General features: G+C 62.9%; 14 protein-coding genes and 1 pseudogene. 10 read left to right on the top strand and 5 right to left on the bottom strand.

The window, feature by feature from the left end:
- The first annotated feature begins 11 nt into the window (after positions 1 to 11).
- Positions 12 to 1,109, top strand: a complete 1,098-nt coding sequence (locus KVG96_RS13660; protein WP_217892619.1) for a polyamine ABC transporter substrate-binding protein — start codon at positions 12 to 14, stop codon at positions 1,107 to 1,109.
- Between the two features lie 198 nt (positions 1,110 to 1,307).
- On the opposite strand, the gene thpR is transcribed toward KVG96_RS13660, so the two are convergent.
- The gene (thpR, locus tag KVG96_RS13665; protein ID WP_217892620.1) at positions 1,308 to 1,847 is read right to left on the bottom strand and encodes an RNA 2',3'-cyclic phosphodiesterase; all 540 of its coding nucleotides are present in this window, start codon (positions 1,845 to 1,847) and stop codon (positions 1,308 to 1,310) included.
- A 109-nt stretch (positions 1,848 to 1,956) separates the two neighbouring features.
- Between thpR and KVG96_RS13670 the strand changes: the two genes are divergently transcribed.
- The gene (locus KVG96_RS13670) at positions 1,957 to 2,151 is read left to right on the top strand and encodes a PIN domain-containing protein (protein ID WP_085583318.1); all 195 of its coding nucleotides are present in this window, start codon (positions 1,957 to 1,959) and stop codon (positions 2,149 to 2,151) included.
- 167 nt (positions 2,152 to 2,318) lie between these two features.
- Here KVG96_RS13670 and KVG96_RS13675 read toward each other — a convergent pair whose 3' ends face one another.
- Positions 2,319 to 2,672: a DUF1428 domain-containing protein gene (locus tag KVG96_RS13675; RefSeq protein WP_217892621.1), complete on the bottom strand. Its 354-nt coding sequence runs from the start codon at positions 2,670 to 2,672 to the stop codon at positions 2,319 to 2,321.
- Between the two features lie 2 nt (positions 2,673 to 2,674).
- Positions 2,675 to 3,754, bottom strand: a complete 1,080-nt coding sequence (locus KVG96_RS13680) for a hypothetical protein (RefSeq protein WP_217892622.1) — start codon at positions 3,752 to 3,754, stop codon at positions 2,675 to 2,677.
- A 289-nt stretch (positions 3,755 to 4,043) separates the two neighbouring features.
- Here KVG96_RS13680 and KVG96_RS13685 point away from each other — a divergent pair, with 289 nt between their 5' ends.
- Positions 4,044 to 4,316: a hypothetical protein gene (locus tag KVG96_RS13685; RefSeq protein ID WP_217892623.1), complete on the top strand. Its 273-nt coding sequence runs from the start codon at positions 4,044 to 4,046 to the stop codon at positions 4,314 to 4,316.
- 44 nt (positions 4,317 to 4,360) lie between these two features.
- On the opposite strand, the gene KVG96_RS13690 is transcribed toward KVG96_RS13685, so the two are convergent.
- Positions 4,361 to 4,579 carry a hypothetical protein gene (locus KVG96_RS13690; RefSeq protein ID WP_217892624.1) on the bottom strand — a complete coding sequence of 73 codons (219 nt, stop codon included), beginning with the start codon at positions 4,577 to 4,579 and terminating at the stop codon, positions 4,361 to 4,363.
- A 149-nt stretch (positions 4,580 to 4,728) separates the two neighbouring features.
- On the bottom strand, positions 4,729 to 5,682 hold the full coding sequence (locus tag KVG96_RS13695; RefSeq protein WP_225927404.1) for an aldo/keto reductase: 954 nt from the start codon (positions 5,680 to 5,682) through the stop codon (positions 4,729 to 4,731).
- Between KVG96_RS13695 and KVG96_RS13700 the strand changes: the two genes are divergently transcribed.
- From KVG96_RS13700 to KVG96_RS13725, 7 genes and pseudogenes are all read left to right on the top strand, one after another.
- Positions 5,645 to 6,415, top strand: a complete 771-nt coding sequence (locus tag KVG96_RS13700; protein ID WP_217892626.1) for an alpha/beta hydrolase — start codon at positions 5,645 to 5,647, stop codon at positions 6,413 to 6,415. The genes KVG96_RS13695 and KVG96_RS13700 overlap by 38 nt on opposite strands.
- A gap of 331 nt (positions 6,416 to 6,746) precedes the next feature.
- A complete protein-coding gene (locus KVG96_RS13705; protein ID WP_217892627.1) occupies positions 6,747 to 7,613 on the top strand; it encodes a CAP domain-containing protein in 867 nt (288 codons plus the stop codon).
- 118 nt (positions 7,614 to 7,731) lie between these two features.
- A pseudogene (locus KVG96_RS27530) lies at positions 7,732 to 9,655 on the top strand (type VI secretion system Vgr family protein); the annotation flags it as partial.
- Positions 9,656 to 9,880: 225 nt separating this feature from the next.
- A complete protein-coding gene (locus tag KVG96_RS27535; RefSeq protein ID WP_367617498.1) occupies positions 9,881 to 11,218 on the top strand; it encodes a T6SS phospholipase effector Tle1-like catalytic domain-containing protein in 1,338 nt (445 codons plus the stop codon).
- Positions 11,211 to 11,858 (top strand): DUF2931 family protein, encoded by a 648-nt coding sequence (locus KVG96_RS13715; protein WP_217892628.1) that lies wholly within the window; start codon positions 11,211 to 11,213, stop codon positions 11,856 to 11,858. The genes KVG96_RS27535 and KVG96_RS13715 overlap by 8 nt, the downstream gene beginning before the upstream one ends.
- Before the next feature lie 26 nt (positions 11,859 to 11,884).
- The gene (locus KVG96_RS13720) at positions 11,885 to 12,532 is read left to right on the top strand and encodes a DUF2931 family protein (RefSeq protein WP_217892629.1); all 648 of its coding nucleotides are present in this window, start codon (positions 11,885 to 11,887) and stop codon (positions 12,530 to 12,532) included.
- 180 nt (positions 12,533 to 12,712) lie between these two features.
- Entirely contained in the window at positions 12,713 to 13,261 is a 549-nt protein-coding gene (locus tag KVG96_RS13725; protein WP_217892630.1) for a hypothetical protein, read from the top strand.
- Positions 13,262 to 13,297 lie beyond the last annotated feature (36 nt).

A 13,297-nucleotide genomic window follows, 5' to 3' on the forward strand; every position in this document is an offset into this window, starting at 1 on the left:
GAGTTTCACCGATGAAAATGTTTGGCAGGACTCTGCTGACACTGTCCTTATTGGGCGCAATCGCCACGGGCGCCCAGGCCAACGACAAGGTGCTGCGCGTCTACAACTGGTCCGACTACATCGCCCCCGACACCGTCAAGAAGTTCGAGGACGAGACCGGCATCCAGGTGACCTACGACGTGTTCGACAGCAACGAGACCCTGGAGGCGCGTCTGCTGGCGGGCAAGTCCGGCTACGACATCGTCGTGCCGTCCAACAGCTTTCTGGCCAAGCAGGTGAAGGCCGGGGTCTACCAGACCCTGGACAAATCCAGGCTGCCGAACTGGAAGAACCTCAACCCGGTGCTGCTGAAGAACGCCGCCGCCAGCGATCCGGACAACGCCCATGCGTTCCCGTACATGTGGGGCTCGATCGGCATCGGCTTCAACCCGGACAAGGTGCGCGAAGTGCTCGGCGAGAACGCGCCGGTCAATTCCTGGGACCTGCTGTTCAAGCCGCAGAACGCCGAGAAGCTCAAGGCCTGCGGGATCAGCTTCCTCGACTCGCCGACCGAAATGCTCCCGGCCGCCCTGCACTACCTGGGCTATCCGGTGAACGACAAGGACGCCCGGCACATCGCCGAGGCCGAAGCGCTGTTCATGAAGATCCGCCCGTCGGTGGCGTATTTCCATTCGTCCAAGTACATCTCGGACCTGGCCAACGGCAACATCTGCGTGGCCGTCGGCTACTCCGGCGACGTGCTGCAGGCCAAGGCCCGCGCCGAAGAGGCCGGCAACAAGGTGACGATCGACTACAGCATCCCCAAGGAAGGCGCCGGCAGCTTCTACGACATGGTCGCCATCCCCCGCGATGCGGCCAACGTGGAGAACGCCTACCTGTTCATGAACTTCTTGATGCGCCCGGACATCATCGCCGAGATCACCAACAGCATCGGCTACAGCAACGCCAATCAGGCCGCCACGCCCCTGGTGGACGAAGCGATCCGCAACGATCCGGGCTCGTACCCGCCGCAGGAAGTGATGGCCACGCTGTATGCGGTGCCGGACCAGCCGATCGCCACGCAGCGGATCATGACCCGGGGCTGGACGCGGGTGAAGCTCGGCAAGTGAACCTCTGGGGCGAGCCCGCTGGCGTTGGCGTCAGTGAAGGCACCGCATGCTTCCACAGGGGAAACGGCAAGACTCACGACAACGTTTTTCCGTTCACGCAGCGCCTTACCACCGCTGCACCCTCTCTCTGAACGGCCTCACCTGGCATTCCTCGGTTCAGGTGAATTCAGGCGCCCTCGGGCGCCTTTTTTTGTCGGCTCAAGCCAGCGGCCATTCGGCCAAAACGCGATAGCGGCCCTTGTGGGATTCGAACAGGGCAAAGCGCTCGGCGCGCAGGAAGAATTCCGGCGCGGTGGCGGACTCGGGAACGGGTTCGCGAAAGTCGCGCATCAGCGTCAGGTGCGGCTGGAACTCCCTCGGCGGCGCTTCGAAACCGAACGGCAGCATCGCCTGTTCCAGTGCGTACACCAGCCGCAGCAGCGGCGGCGGTGCCTGTTCCGGTGCCAGCGACAGCACGCCGGCCTTGCGCCACACCTGCAAGCGATCCAGCGAAATCCTCAGCGCCGCCCCCGGCGTGCCCACCTTGGCGGCCGCTTCGCACACCGGCGCGATCTGCGCCAACGGCACCGCGCCGAGAAACAGCAGCGTCAGGTGAAAGTTGTCCGCCGGCACCGGTTTGCCGGCCCGCAGGCTCAAGGCGCTGCGCCATTGGGCAATGGCCTTGCGCTGTGCCGGCGGGCAGTCCAGGGCAAAGAACAGCCGCTTGAACGGTTGGTCACCGGGTACGTCGTCCTTCATGGCCCCTCTCCTTCGCAGGTCGTGATCCTGTGGATTCTACACGGCCGTTTTCTGGCGGCCCGCGACATGAAGGTTATAGTTCAGGGATGGCCATCGACCGGAGACCGCCATGCGCGAGATCCTCAGCAAAGAACCCTGGTGGGCCCGACCGCCGAATCCCGGGCAGGACGAAACCGAACTGGAATGGGGCTGGCTGGTGCACTACAGCGAAGGCGAGCCGCGCTTCGAATTCATCCACGAGCGGCCGACGGACGAACAGATCCGCTTGCGCAAGAGCTGCCGGATCACACCGTCGGCGGAGTAGCCCTGCACCGTTGCCCGCCGCAAAACCTGTGGGAGCTGCGGTGCGACGACTCGACTTGCCAGCGATAGGGCCGGCACTGCTGGCATCTCTGTCGCCTGACCTACCGCCATCGCTGGCGAGCCAGCTCCCACAGTTTCCGAGTCGTTCTCAGATGCAGGGGTTGGGCTTCAGGATTCGACGAGGTGCCTGAAGCCGCCGAAGATCATGCGCTGGCCGTCGAACCCCATCGGGTTGGCGTCCGGCTGCATGCGCGGGTCGTCCATCATTTTGGCCATGCCGGCGTCGCGGGTGGCCTTGTCCGGCCAGACCAGCCAGCCTGCGGATACGGTTTCGCCTTCCTTGAGTTTCACCGCCATCGGGAAAGAGGTGACCTTGCCGTCCGGCACGTCATCGCCCCAGCACTGCACAACGTCCCGGGCACCGTATTCCTTGAACAGCTTCGCGGCGACCGCGCAGTGCTTTTCATATTGCCCGCGGTTGGCGTTCGGCACGGGCGCCACAAAGATATCGATGTAAGCCATGGTCATTCTCCTTGAGGATCGGGTTGGATCTGCTGACTGGTCGATTCCGGCGGCCGCCATTCGACACGCTGGAGGCCCTGCCCGACCGACGGCTCCTGGCGGTCGCCCAGGCTGCCCTCGACCTGCCCGGCGATGTGCAGCGTGCCGGCCATGACGCCGGTCGTCGGGTTCTGCACCAGTTTCAGCCAGGCCTTGTCGAACGTGTTGCCCAGGCTGCTGCGGATCAGCGCTTCGCTGTCCGGCCGGTCGTTGGCCTGGATGATCGCGCGGATGCCGGCCACGCCCACGGAGATCAGCGCCCCGGCGAGTTTCCCCGCCGCGGCCGCCACCGCGCCGGCGGCGCCGCGCGGGGCCATTTCCGCTTCCATGCGCTGGCTGGCGCGCCGGGCCACCGGGGCCATGCCGGCATCGGTCGAGGCGATGCCCTTGGCGCCGCCGTCGGTGTGGATCTTGTCGATCAGCGCGGCGTAGGCCGGCAAGGTGTTCAACGGTTCGGTGCTGATCACCTGATACAGCGACGCATCCCGGGCCGGCGGCGGCCCGAGGGCGATGGCGGGAATCTTCTGCAGGCGCCCGTTGAGCTGGGCGACGGGCACGCCGTGACGCTGGGCGATGAGCGGCATCTGCTGCGCCATCTGCTGTGCATAGAACGCCGTGGACTGGCCGAGGATCGCGTCCGGGTCGATCTCCACAGCCACCGGCGCCAGCACCCTTTCCTGATACTGCTCAAGCAGATACGCCGCCAGACGCTTGGCCGACGCGTCCTGTTCGCCGCCGGCGCTGATCGTGTACCAGCTGACTTTCATCGACAGCCATTCCTGGGTCCAGTAGCTGCTGAACCACGGAATGAAATTTTCTTCAGTTTGCTGATAGACCCGAGTGCGCCAATGTTCCATCGAACCCCGGGCGAACAGCTTGGCCTGCTCGGTGGCCTGTTGCGAGGCGCTGAGGATTTCCCGGTCGATCTGTTGCCAGGTGGCGGGCGACACCGCCACCGCCGGCGCGCTGACCGGGGCCCGCGCCGTGGTGGCGCAGCCGGCCAGCAGAAACAGTGCGGCGACGGCCAGCGCGCGCAGGTTCACGGTGGTGTCCTTCAGGGAGCCGGGGCGGTATGCGTTTGAGTATAGGTGGGTCGGTCGGCGGTGAGGGGGGATGTGCAGGCCCTATCGCGAGCAGGCTCGCTCCCACAGGAGGCTGCAGGGCTGCTCAAACGCTGGGAACCAGCCTGCTGGCGATCGAAGGGCCCTCAGGCTCACCGCCACACCCGAACCATCATTGCCGTCGATGTTCACCATTACGACGATTGCCTTTCGCGCAAGGTTCGCCTGGCGCAGGATTCACCCAACCGCAACACATCGAGGAGTCAACACCATGAGCCACCCCGTCACCCTCGCCGTGAGCTTCCCGGTGTTCGGCAGCAACTACTACGACCAGCACGCGGTGCCGCGCAAGGCACAGGCACTGGTGTTTGATGAAGATTTCGAAGATCTGCTGATGCCCGCCGCCAGCCATCATTTCAGCAACGGCGTGGTGGGCCTCAACGATCAGTTCCGTTTTCTGAGCGACATACTCGCCACCCATTTGCTGGATCTCGAGGCCTCCGCGCCTGCGCGTGCCGGCGTCCGGGCGAGCGCTCACTTTTAATGCCAAAGGGCGTTCCCGGCCGGGAGCGCCCTTTTTGCGTTGACTCAGTCCTGGTCGTTGTAGTCGTCGCGGTCGCGGTGATGGCGACGCCATTCGCGCCGGTCGTCATCGCGGTCGTCCCAGCGCCGGTCGTGGTCGTAGTAGCGGCCACGGTCGCGGTCGTAGTACCCGCCATGGCGGTAGTCATCATCAAAGTCCGCGACACAGCCGCCCAACAGGACGGCGGCGGAAACGGTCAGCAGCAAGGTTGTTGCAGGCTTCATTCAGGGCTTCCCAAAACCAGGGTCAAGACGACGGAAACGGCCGGCGCTGCCCTCGCCTCTTGGCCCGGTGCGCGCCGCCGCAGATACGACCGGGCAAACCACGGATGATTCAGCGGGTGCCCGCCACCGTTTGTCGTCTCGTGCCTTGCTCAGCCCACCAGCGCGATCAATTGCTGGCGCTGCGCGTCGGTCAGCGTCAGCCCGAACCCGGCGCCGGCGTTGTCGGCCATGCTGCGCGGGTTGCCGGTGCCGGGGATCACGCAGGTGACCGCCGGGTGGGCCAGCAGAAACTTGAGCAGCAGCTGCGGCCAGCTCGTGACCTGCACCTGCGACGCCCACCCCGGCAGCGGCCGGCCCCGCAGCCGCTCCAGCAGTGCCCCGCCGCCGAACGGCCGGTTGCAGATCACCGCCACCCCGCGCTCGCGGCACAACGGCAGGATGCGTTTCTCCACGGCGCGGTCGTCGAGGGCGTAGTTGATTTGCAGGAAGTCCACCTGTTCGGCCTTCAGCACCGCTTCGACCTCGTCATGGGCCGACGGCGCGTAATGGGTGATGCCGATGTAGCGGATGCGCCCCCGGGCCTTCCAGTCGCGCAACGTCGGCAGGTGGGTCTGCCAGTCCAGCAGGTTGTGGATCTGCATCAGGTCGATGCAGTCGGTGCGCAGCAAATGCAGGGAGCGCTCCATCTGCGCGATGCCCTCTTCGCGGCCGCGTGTCCACACCTTGGTGGCCAGAAAGGCCGGCGAGCGCGGTTCGTGGATCGACAGCAGCCCGCCGACGGTCTCTTCGGCGCGGCCGTACATGGGCGAGCTGTCGATGACCGTGCCGCCCTTGTTGAACAGCTCGCCGAGCACCGCCGGCAAAGGCCGGTGCAGCGGATCGCCCGGCGCGGCGTCAAAGGCCCGGTAGGTGCCCAGCCCTACCGTCGGCAGCGCTTCGCAGGTCGAGGGGATGGCGCGGGTCTGCATGGTCTGGCCTCCTGCGGCACTGGGCGAGGCGCTGGGGCAAGGATCCGCTGGGCTACACTGCGACAACCCGCCTGCGCGCCCCGTTAAAGTTAGCCGAATGTCACGAACCCTGATGTCACTCGTCGCCTTGGCCATCGCCGCGTACCTGATCCTGTGCGCGGCGCTGTTCGTGTTCCAGCGTGCGCTGATCTATTTCCCCCAGCCTGCGGCGGTGGATTCGCCGGATACGCGACTCACGCTGGCGACGCCGGACGCCGACATCCGCGTGAGCGTCCGGGAACACCCCGGCCCCAAGGCGCTGATCTACTTCGGCGGCAATGCCGAAGACGTCTCGCTCAGCCTGGCGACGCTTGCCCGGGCCTTTCCCGGCCATGCCGTGTACCTGCTGCATTACCGGGGGTTTGGCGGCAGCGGCGGTTCCCCGTCCGAAGAAGCCATTGCCCGGGATGCCCTGGCGCTATTCGACCGGGTGTACGCCAGCCATCCCCAGATCGCGCTGATCGGGCGCAGCCTCGGTTCCGGCGTCGCCGTGCGGCTGGCCAGTCAGCGGCCCGTGCAGCGCTTGGTCCTGGTCACGCCTTACAACAACCTCGAGGAACTTGCCGCGCGCCAGTATCCGTGGGCGCCGGTCAAGTGGCTGCTCAAGGACCGTTTCGAGTCCGGTCGCTACGCGGCGCACATCCAGGTGCCGACGCTGCTGCTGGCGGCGAGCGACGACGAGGTGATCCCCCGCGCCAGCACCGAGCGGCTGTTGCGCAGCTTTCCCGAAGGCGTGGCGTCGCTCCGGGTGATCGCACCTGCGGGGCACAACTCGATTGCCGAGCGGCCGGAGTATCTGGAGTGGATCGGCGAGGCGCTGAACCGGTGAGGGTTGCCGGGCTGTAATCGCGCAATCGGCGCAGAACCTGTGGGAGCAACTGTCGCCCCCTGCGGCACCTGAACGGCCGCCATCGCCAGCAGGCGGGTTCCCACAAGGGATCCCGGTACACCCCAACAACCTGTGGGAGCAGGCTGGCCTGCGAAAGGCTGGAAAAAACACCGCAACGGCCTACAGGAACGCCCGTCCCAGACACTTCGTCGGCCCGCCGCGATTCTCACCGCCGCCCCGTGAACCAAGCCCCAAAAGCCCAGTCCTACCCGCGCCGCTTCCCGCGGTTCATTTCAATCAAGCGCCGTCCCCCTTCAGAGCCGCCCGTCCCATGCGCCACGCCGTTCGTTCGTCCCGCTTCGTTCCGCTGTGCCTGCTGTTCCTCTCGCCGCTGCTCGCCGTCCCCGCCCATGCCGGTGCGGAACGGCAATTGGCAACCGCCATCAACGACTTGCGCGCCCACCCCCAGCGATGCGACCGACGTCCGGCACAACGCCTGGCGCCGTTGTCGCTCAAGCAGAACCTGGCGCTGCCCATCGGCTACGGCTACGGCGGCGGGCTGCGGGAACGCCTGAAGGATAAGGGGTACGCGGCGGTGTCCGTGCGCAGCATCCGGATCGTCGGGGCCGAAGACGCCGAAGAGGCGTTCGACCAGTTGCAGGACGACTACTGCGGCGCCCTGCTGGACGCCCAATACGCCGACATCGGCATCAGCCGCGCCCGCAACGAATGGCAAGTGGTGCTGGCGCGGCCGGTGCTCGACAGCCGGGTGGGCGACAACCGCAGCGTCGGCAAGGCCCTGCTGGCCGAGGTCAACGCGGCCCGCGCCCGCCCGCGGATGTGCGGGCGCCAACGGTTCGCCGCCGCCCGCCCCTTGAGCTGGAACCCGGCCCTCGGCGCCGCCGCCCAAGGGCACAGCAAAGCCATGGCCTATGGCAACTACTTCGCCCACCGCGACCCCGATGGCGACATGCCCTCCGACCGCGCCCGCGCCGCCGGCTACCGCGGACGGCAGATCGGCGAAAACATCGCCGCCGGCCAAGGCTCGCCGGGCAAGGCCATGGCCGGCTGGCTCGCCAGCCCCGGCCACTGCGCCAACCTGATGAACCCGATGTTCACCCAGGTCGGCGCCGGCTTCGCCAGCGATGTACGCAGCGATCAAGGGGTGTACTGGACGATGCTGTTCGGCGCGCCTTGACCGCCCCTGGCGAAGGCGGAGAAAGGCGTTCAATGACGCAAGCCCGTTCCATCGGTTTTTGATAGCATCCGGGCCTTCCTGCACTTCAATGCTGCTATTCCAAGGGACGGATTCGGGCATGCTGGACGCCAACGCTACGCACATCACCCTCACCCTCGAAGGCGCCAACGCGGACTTCCAGGTGCTCAGCTTCACCGGCCGCGAAGCCCTCAACCAACCTTTTTGCTTCGACCTCGAACTGGTCAGCGCCCGTCCCGACCTGGCGCTCGAGGAGCTGCTGCACAAGCCCGGCGTCCTCACCTTCGGCGCCACCGGCGAGGGCACGATCCATGGCCTCGTGTACCGCATCGAGCAAGGCGACTCCGGCCGCACCCTCACCCGCTACAGCCTGAGCCTGGTGCCCCAGCTGGCCTACCTGCGCCACAACCACGACCAGCAGATCTTCCAGCACCTCACCGTGCCCAAGATCATCGCCCGGGTCCTGGAGGACCGCGGCATCCTCGCCGACGCCTACAGCTTCCAGCTCGGCGCCGAGTACCCCGAGCGCGACTACTGCGTGCAGTACGACGAGTCCGACCTGCACTTCATCCAGCGCCTGTGCGAGGAGGAAGGCATCCACTTCCATTTCCAGCACAGCGCCGGCGGCCACAAGCTGGTGTTCGGCGACGACCAGACCGTGTTCCGCAAGCTCAAGCCGGTCAGCTACCAGCAGGACTCCGGCATGGCCGCGGACAAGCCGGTCATCAAGCGCTTCAACCTGCGCCTGGAGACCCGCACCCGCCGCGTCGCCCGCCGCGACTACGACTTCGAGAAACCCAAAATCCTGCCCGAGGCCGCCGCCAAGTCGGCCTTCATGCCGGACCTCGAGGACTACGACTACCCCGGCCGCTTCACCGCCCGCGAGCGCGGCAAGCAGCTGGCCACCCGCGCCCTCGAACGCCACCGCAGCGACTACGCCCTGGCCGAGGGCAAGGGCGACGAGCCGACCCTGGCCTGCGGCCACTTCCTCACCCTGGCCGAGCACCCGCGCGCCGAGTGGAACGACCTCTGGCTGCTGCTGGAGGTGATCCACGAGGGCAAGCAGCCGCAGGTCCTCGGCGAGAACGTCACCAGCGACGTCACCGACGCCAAGGACGACTTCCACCAGGGCTACCGCAACACCTTCCTCGCCACCCCGTGGGACGCCCACTACCGCCCGGCCCTCGAGCACCCCAAGCCTCGCGTGCTCGGCAGCCAGACCGCCGTCGTCACCGGTCCCGCCGGCGAGGAGATCCACTGCGACCCGTACGGGCGGATCAAGGCGCAGTTCCACTGGGACCGCGACGGCCAGGCCGACGACAAGACCACCTGCTGGCTGCGCGTGGCCAGCGGCTGGGCCGGCGCGGCCTACGGCGGCATCGCCATCCCCCGCGTGGGCATGGAGGTGCTGGTCACCTTCCTTGAGGGCGACCCCGACCAGCCGCTGGTCACCGGCTGCCTGTACCACAAGGAAAACGTCGTCCCCTACGACCTGCCGGCGAACAAGACCCGCAGCACCTTCAAGACCTTGAGCTCCCCCGGCGGCAAGGGCTACAACGAACTGCGCATCGAGGACCGTAAGGGCGCCGAGCAGATCTACCTGCACGCCCAGCGCGACTGGGACGAGAACATCGAGCACGACCAACGGATCCGCATCGGCAACGAACGCCACGACACCGTCGAGGCCAACGCCTACAGCGAGTTCAAGGTCGAGGAACACCGCATCACCCACCTGGACCGCAAGAGCGAGATGCGCGCCGACGACCACCTCACCGTCGCAGTGACCCAACACGTGAAGGTCGGCACCGGGCAGTTCGTCGAGGCCGGCACCGAGATCCACTACCACGCCGGCGAGAAGGTCGTGGTCGAGGGCGGCATGGAACTGACGGCCAAGGCCGGCGGCAGCTTCGTGAAGGTGGATGCGGGGGGGCGTGACCATCAGCGGGGCCGAGGTGAAGGCCAATACCGGCGGCGCGCCGGGGGTGGGGAGCGGGATTGCGGTGTTGGCGCCCTTGATTCCCGGCATCGCGGCAAAAGACGCGAAAGGCAATCTGCTCAGCGCGCCCCCGGTCGGCAAGTTCAGTGCCGAGCCGGATGCGCCGAGCACGCTACCGTCGGAAGAAGAGCTCGAAGAAGAGGAAGAAGAAGTCGAAATCGAAGACATCACGCTGCGGGTGGGCATGTTCTTCGATGGGACGGGCAACAACCGCAGCAACAGCGAACGCGTTTATGGCTGCTTTGCGCCAGACGTGAACCTGCAAGAGATGGCGGAAGAAATCCGCAAGTACTGCGCCTCTTACGGCTACGACGGTAAGGGCAGTTCGCCGGACAACAGTTATGGCAACGACGTCAGTAACGTGGCCCGATTGTACGACCTCTACATCAACCAATCCGACGAAGAGATTCCGGCGGATGCGGAAATGGCGAGCGTGTCGATCTACGTAGACGGGATCGGTACGAGCAGTACGGGTGAAGATTCTATCTACTCACAGGGGACGGGGCTTGGGGCGCAAGGGGTCAGGACGCGGGTTGAGGAAAGCCCTGCGCTCCTCATTAAAGCTCTACGTTCTTTCGGAACAAACAATCCGGAAAAAAGAATCAAACGGATCGAGTTTGACATCTTTGGCTTCAGCCGCGGGGCGGCAGCTGCACGCGACTTTGCAAATGAGGTTCTCAAAGGTGAAAAAAGCATTCTAGCCAAGGCCTTGCCAACTGGTACTCCCGGCTTATCGGACTCCTTTTCTTGGGCATCTAAGTCTGGGACTTCAATCAATTTCATTGGGATTTTCGATACCGTAGCAGCAATTGCAAACCCACTACTCGGAGACTTCACCGGGCACAACGCCAGAAACCCAGGAATCAACATATTCCTGCCCCCTGATGCTGCAAAAAAAGTTGTACATCTTGTAGCAAGAGATGAGCGTCGCTACAACTTCTCCCTCAACAGCGCAGGGGCATCTGACATCGTTCTCCCTGGTGTTCACTCTGACCTGGGTGGTGGGTATCTACCTAAAGCCATAGAACGTGTACTTGTCAGCAAACCACGCAAAAGTGATGTGGATTTGACAACACCTACATCCGCAGCTAACAGCTACAAGCTAGCGCAACAAGATTTACGACGGCTTCAAGATCAAATGGCTCATTACAATCTGCCACTTGAATTGAGAACATGGGAGGTGCCTTTCACCAGCCGTGATCGAGACGATCGCACTCCTAAGAAACATGTCTATGCTGCTGTAAGCAGTCAGCGTGAGGTGCGAAGCGACCTTTCCTTGGTTTACTTAAGAATCATGCGAGAGCTTGCGACAGAAAACGACGTTCCTTTCCGTCAGATCCCTGATGCAGAGCCACGCCTCAAGCTCCCAGCAGAGCTGATTCCTATTTCTGAAAAACTGACAGCTTATGCCCTTGGCAAAAGTAAAATGATTGGCCTCACCCCACAGGAAGAACAACTGCTTTTTCAACGGTATGTTCACCTCTCTGACAATTGGAACGCGGCAAAAGGCATGAACAACAGCGACTTGGAAGTTGTTTTCATTAACCGACCAACCGACAACAACCTACGAACGGTGCATCCAAATGAATAAAATTTTTCATTTCATTGTCGCTGTTCTGCTTAGCAGTTCTGCGCTGGCAAACGATAGTTCGTTACCTTACGACGCTTGGCGATTGGGTTTCTCAGCGCCTAACTACATGGAAGTCTGGATCGAAACGGCAGATGTCGTAGATATCCAAGGGCAGGTCTATCGCAGAGCCATGAGCGGAACCTCTGCGATACAAACTCCGCCAAACAACTCTGGGAATCCGAAAGGCTGGCCAAAGAGGCCAGGATGGGGGAAAGGAAAATACGTGACAGGGGCTGACCTACCGAAAAGAATCTATGTCCGTTGGCAATCATTAGTGGAGCCACAAACGTACCAGGTGGCTATCGATATCCCGGAGTCCACCAGGGAAATCATGCGCCGCAAAGAAAAGGTTTTCTGCGCCTTTGACGGAAAATTGATAACAGACTATCGAGAAGCGTTGGTTGTAGGGTTGGCACCTGGTGGCATTGCTAAGGTATGGGTGCTCGGCCCCTGCTTGCCACCTATCGAAGTAACACGAGTGAAGGCCGAAATTGATCCTAGAGGCCCTTATGAAGGAAAATCCGGCGGTGAATATGACTCGCTCTCTGACGCTTCAAAGGCCTACATCGATAAGTTCGGCGTTCCTTACGGGTCTTGGTAAATCATATTTGCGCTTCGATACCGCACATGAATAAAACTCTTGCAGCCATCGCAATTGCGCTCACCCTCAGCAATATAAATTCAGCAAATGCCACTCCTCCATTTGAAGCTTGGCGCTTGGGCTTTTTAGCTCCAAATTACATGGAGGTATGGATTGAGACCGCTGATGTTGTAGACATTCAGGGGCAGGTTTATCGACGAGCGATGAGTGGTAATGCAGCCATACAAAGACCCCCTAATAATTCTGGAAATCCAAAGGGATGGCCTGAGTCGCCTGGTTGGGGGAAGGGGAAGTATGTGACGAGAGCAGATCTTCCCAAAAAAATCTATGTTCGCTGGCAGTCCTTGGTCGAGCCGCAAACCTATCAAATGGCAATTGACATACCTGAGTCGACAAGGGAAATCATGCGCAAAGGCGAAAAGACCTTCTGCGCTGCCGACGGAAAATGGATTACAGGTTATCGAGAAGCATTGGTCGTTGGCCTTGCGCCTGGCGGCATAGCAAAGGTTTGGGTGCTAGGCCCTTGTCTGTCGCCCATTGAGGTCACGAGAGTAAAGGCCGAAGTTGACCCACGAGGCCCATATGAAGGGCAATCCGGCGGCAAATATGACTCACTCTCCGATGTGTCCAAAGCCTACGTCGAAAAAAAGGGTGTCCCGTACGGCTCCTGGTGAGTTTTCGATACTCACACCATGGGAACCTGGTTCAAGCCAGCAGATTCAGCAGCGAATGGACAATAGACGGTCGAAACTCGTGGAAGGTGTAGCTGCTGGGCTGGCTGTTTTTTCTCACTGCCTGCAACGGCAGCGCATCCGACAAAACAGAAAACACAAACACTCCACAGATGCCCTTCGATGAAACACATTCTGCTGGTGTTGGGCCTGTGCGCAGCCAGCCTTGACACCCTCTGCGCCGAACCGGCCTTTAGCCGACTGACCGAGTGCCAATTGGCCGGTGCCCTTCATTCCGTTTCGCTGCTTCGGGGCCAGCCGATTCTCGACGACTACGTCTACAGGATTCAGCAGAGTCGCAAGAGCGCGTTCCTGTACGAAGACCTGGACAGCTCACGGGGCAGCAACGTGCACTGGAGGTGCATTGCCCTCAAGAAAGGCGTGAACGTGCTGCTGGTGACCGGAGAGTTCAGTTCGAACTACCTGCAAAGCGTCCTGTTCCATTACGACCAGTCCGCTGCGAAGGTCCGCCGCATCAGCTCCACCGAACGGAACCGCCCCGGTTGGATCGGTCTGACCCGGCACGGGCCACAGGTGATCTACGAGAACACGGGATTGGAGAGCCCGCACCGGTACTTGATCTACGGCCCCCACGAGACCTATCTGGAACTGGACAGCCTTCCGACCTTCTCAGGCGCACGCGGTGAAGTGCTCATGAAGCTGTCGCCGTGACGCCCCTTCCTTCGGCCTCAAACCGGAGAGATGGTC

Origin of the sequence: Pseudomonas ekonensis (genome assembly GCF_019145435.1) — a bacterium.
GTDB classification, from domain to species: Bacteria; Pseudomonadota; Gammaproteobacteria; order Pseudomonadales; family Pseudomonadaceae; genus Aquipseudomonas; species Aquipseudomonas ekonensis.

Excerpts from the sequence above, each read along its gene's own strand:
- thpR (WP_217892620.1), bottom strand. The coding sequence starts at position 1,847 with ATGAAGGACGACGTACCCGGTGACCAACCGTTCAAGCGGCTGTTCTTT.
- KVG96_RS13695 (WP_225927404.1), bottom strand. The coding sequence starts at position 5,682 with ATGGCCAAGGCGACGAGTGACATCAGGGTTCGTGACATTCGGCTAACT.
- KVG96_RS13690 (WP_217892624.1), bottom strand. The coding sequence starts at position 4,579 with ATGAAGCCTGCAACAACCTTGCTGCTGACCGTTTCCGCCGCCGTCCTG.
- KVG96_RS13705 (WP_217892627.1), top strand. The coding sequence starts at position 6,747 with ATGCGCCACGCCGTTCGTTCGTCCCGCTTCGTTCCGCTGTGCCTGCTG.
- KVG96_RS13720 (WP_217892629.1), top strand. The coding sequence starts at position 11,885 with ATGAATAAAACTCTTGCAGCCATCGCAATTGCGCTCACCCTCAGCAAT.
- KVG96_RS13715 (WP_217892628.1), top strand. The coding sequence starts at position 11,211 with ATGAATAAAATTTTTCATTTCATTGTCGCTGTTCTGCTTAGCAGTTCT.
- KVG96_RS13675 (WP_217892621.1), bottom strand. The coding sequence starts at position 2,672 with ATGGCTTACATCGATATCTTTGTGGCGCCCGTGCCGAACGCCAACCGC.
- KVG96_RS13685 (WP_217892623.1), top strand. The coding sequence starts at position 4,044 with ATGAGCCACCCCGTCACCCTCGCCGTGAGCTTCCCGGTGTTCGGCAGC.
- KVG96_RS13660 (WP_217892619.1), top strand. The coding sequence starts at position 12 with ATGAAAATGTTTGGCAGGACTCTGCTGACACTGTCCTTATTGGGCGCA.
- KVG96_RS13725 (WP_217892630.1), top strand. The coding sequence starts at position 12,713 with ATGAAACACATTCTGCTGGTGTTGGGCCTGTGCGCAGCCAGCCTTGAC.
- KVG96_RS13670 (WP_085583318.1), top strand. The coding sequence starts at position 1,957 with ATGCGCGAGATCCTCAGCAAAGAACCCTGGTGGGCCCGACCGCCGAAT.
- KVG96_RS13700 (WP_217892626.1), top strand. The coding sequence starts at position 5,645 with ATGTCACGAACCCTGATGTCACTCGTCGCCTTGGCCATCGCCGCGTAC.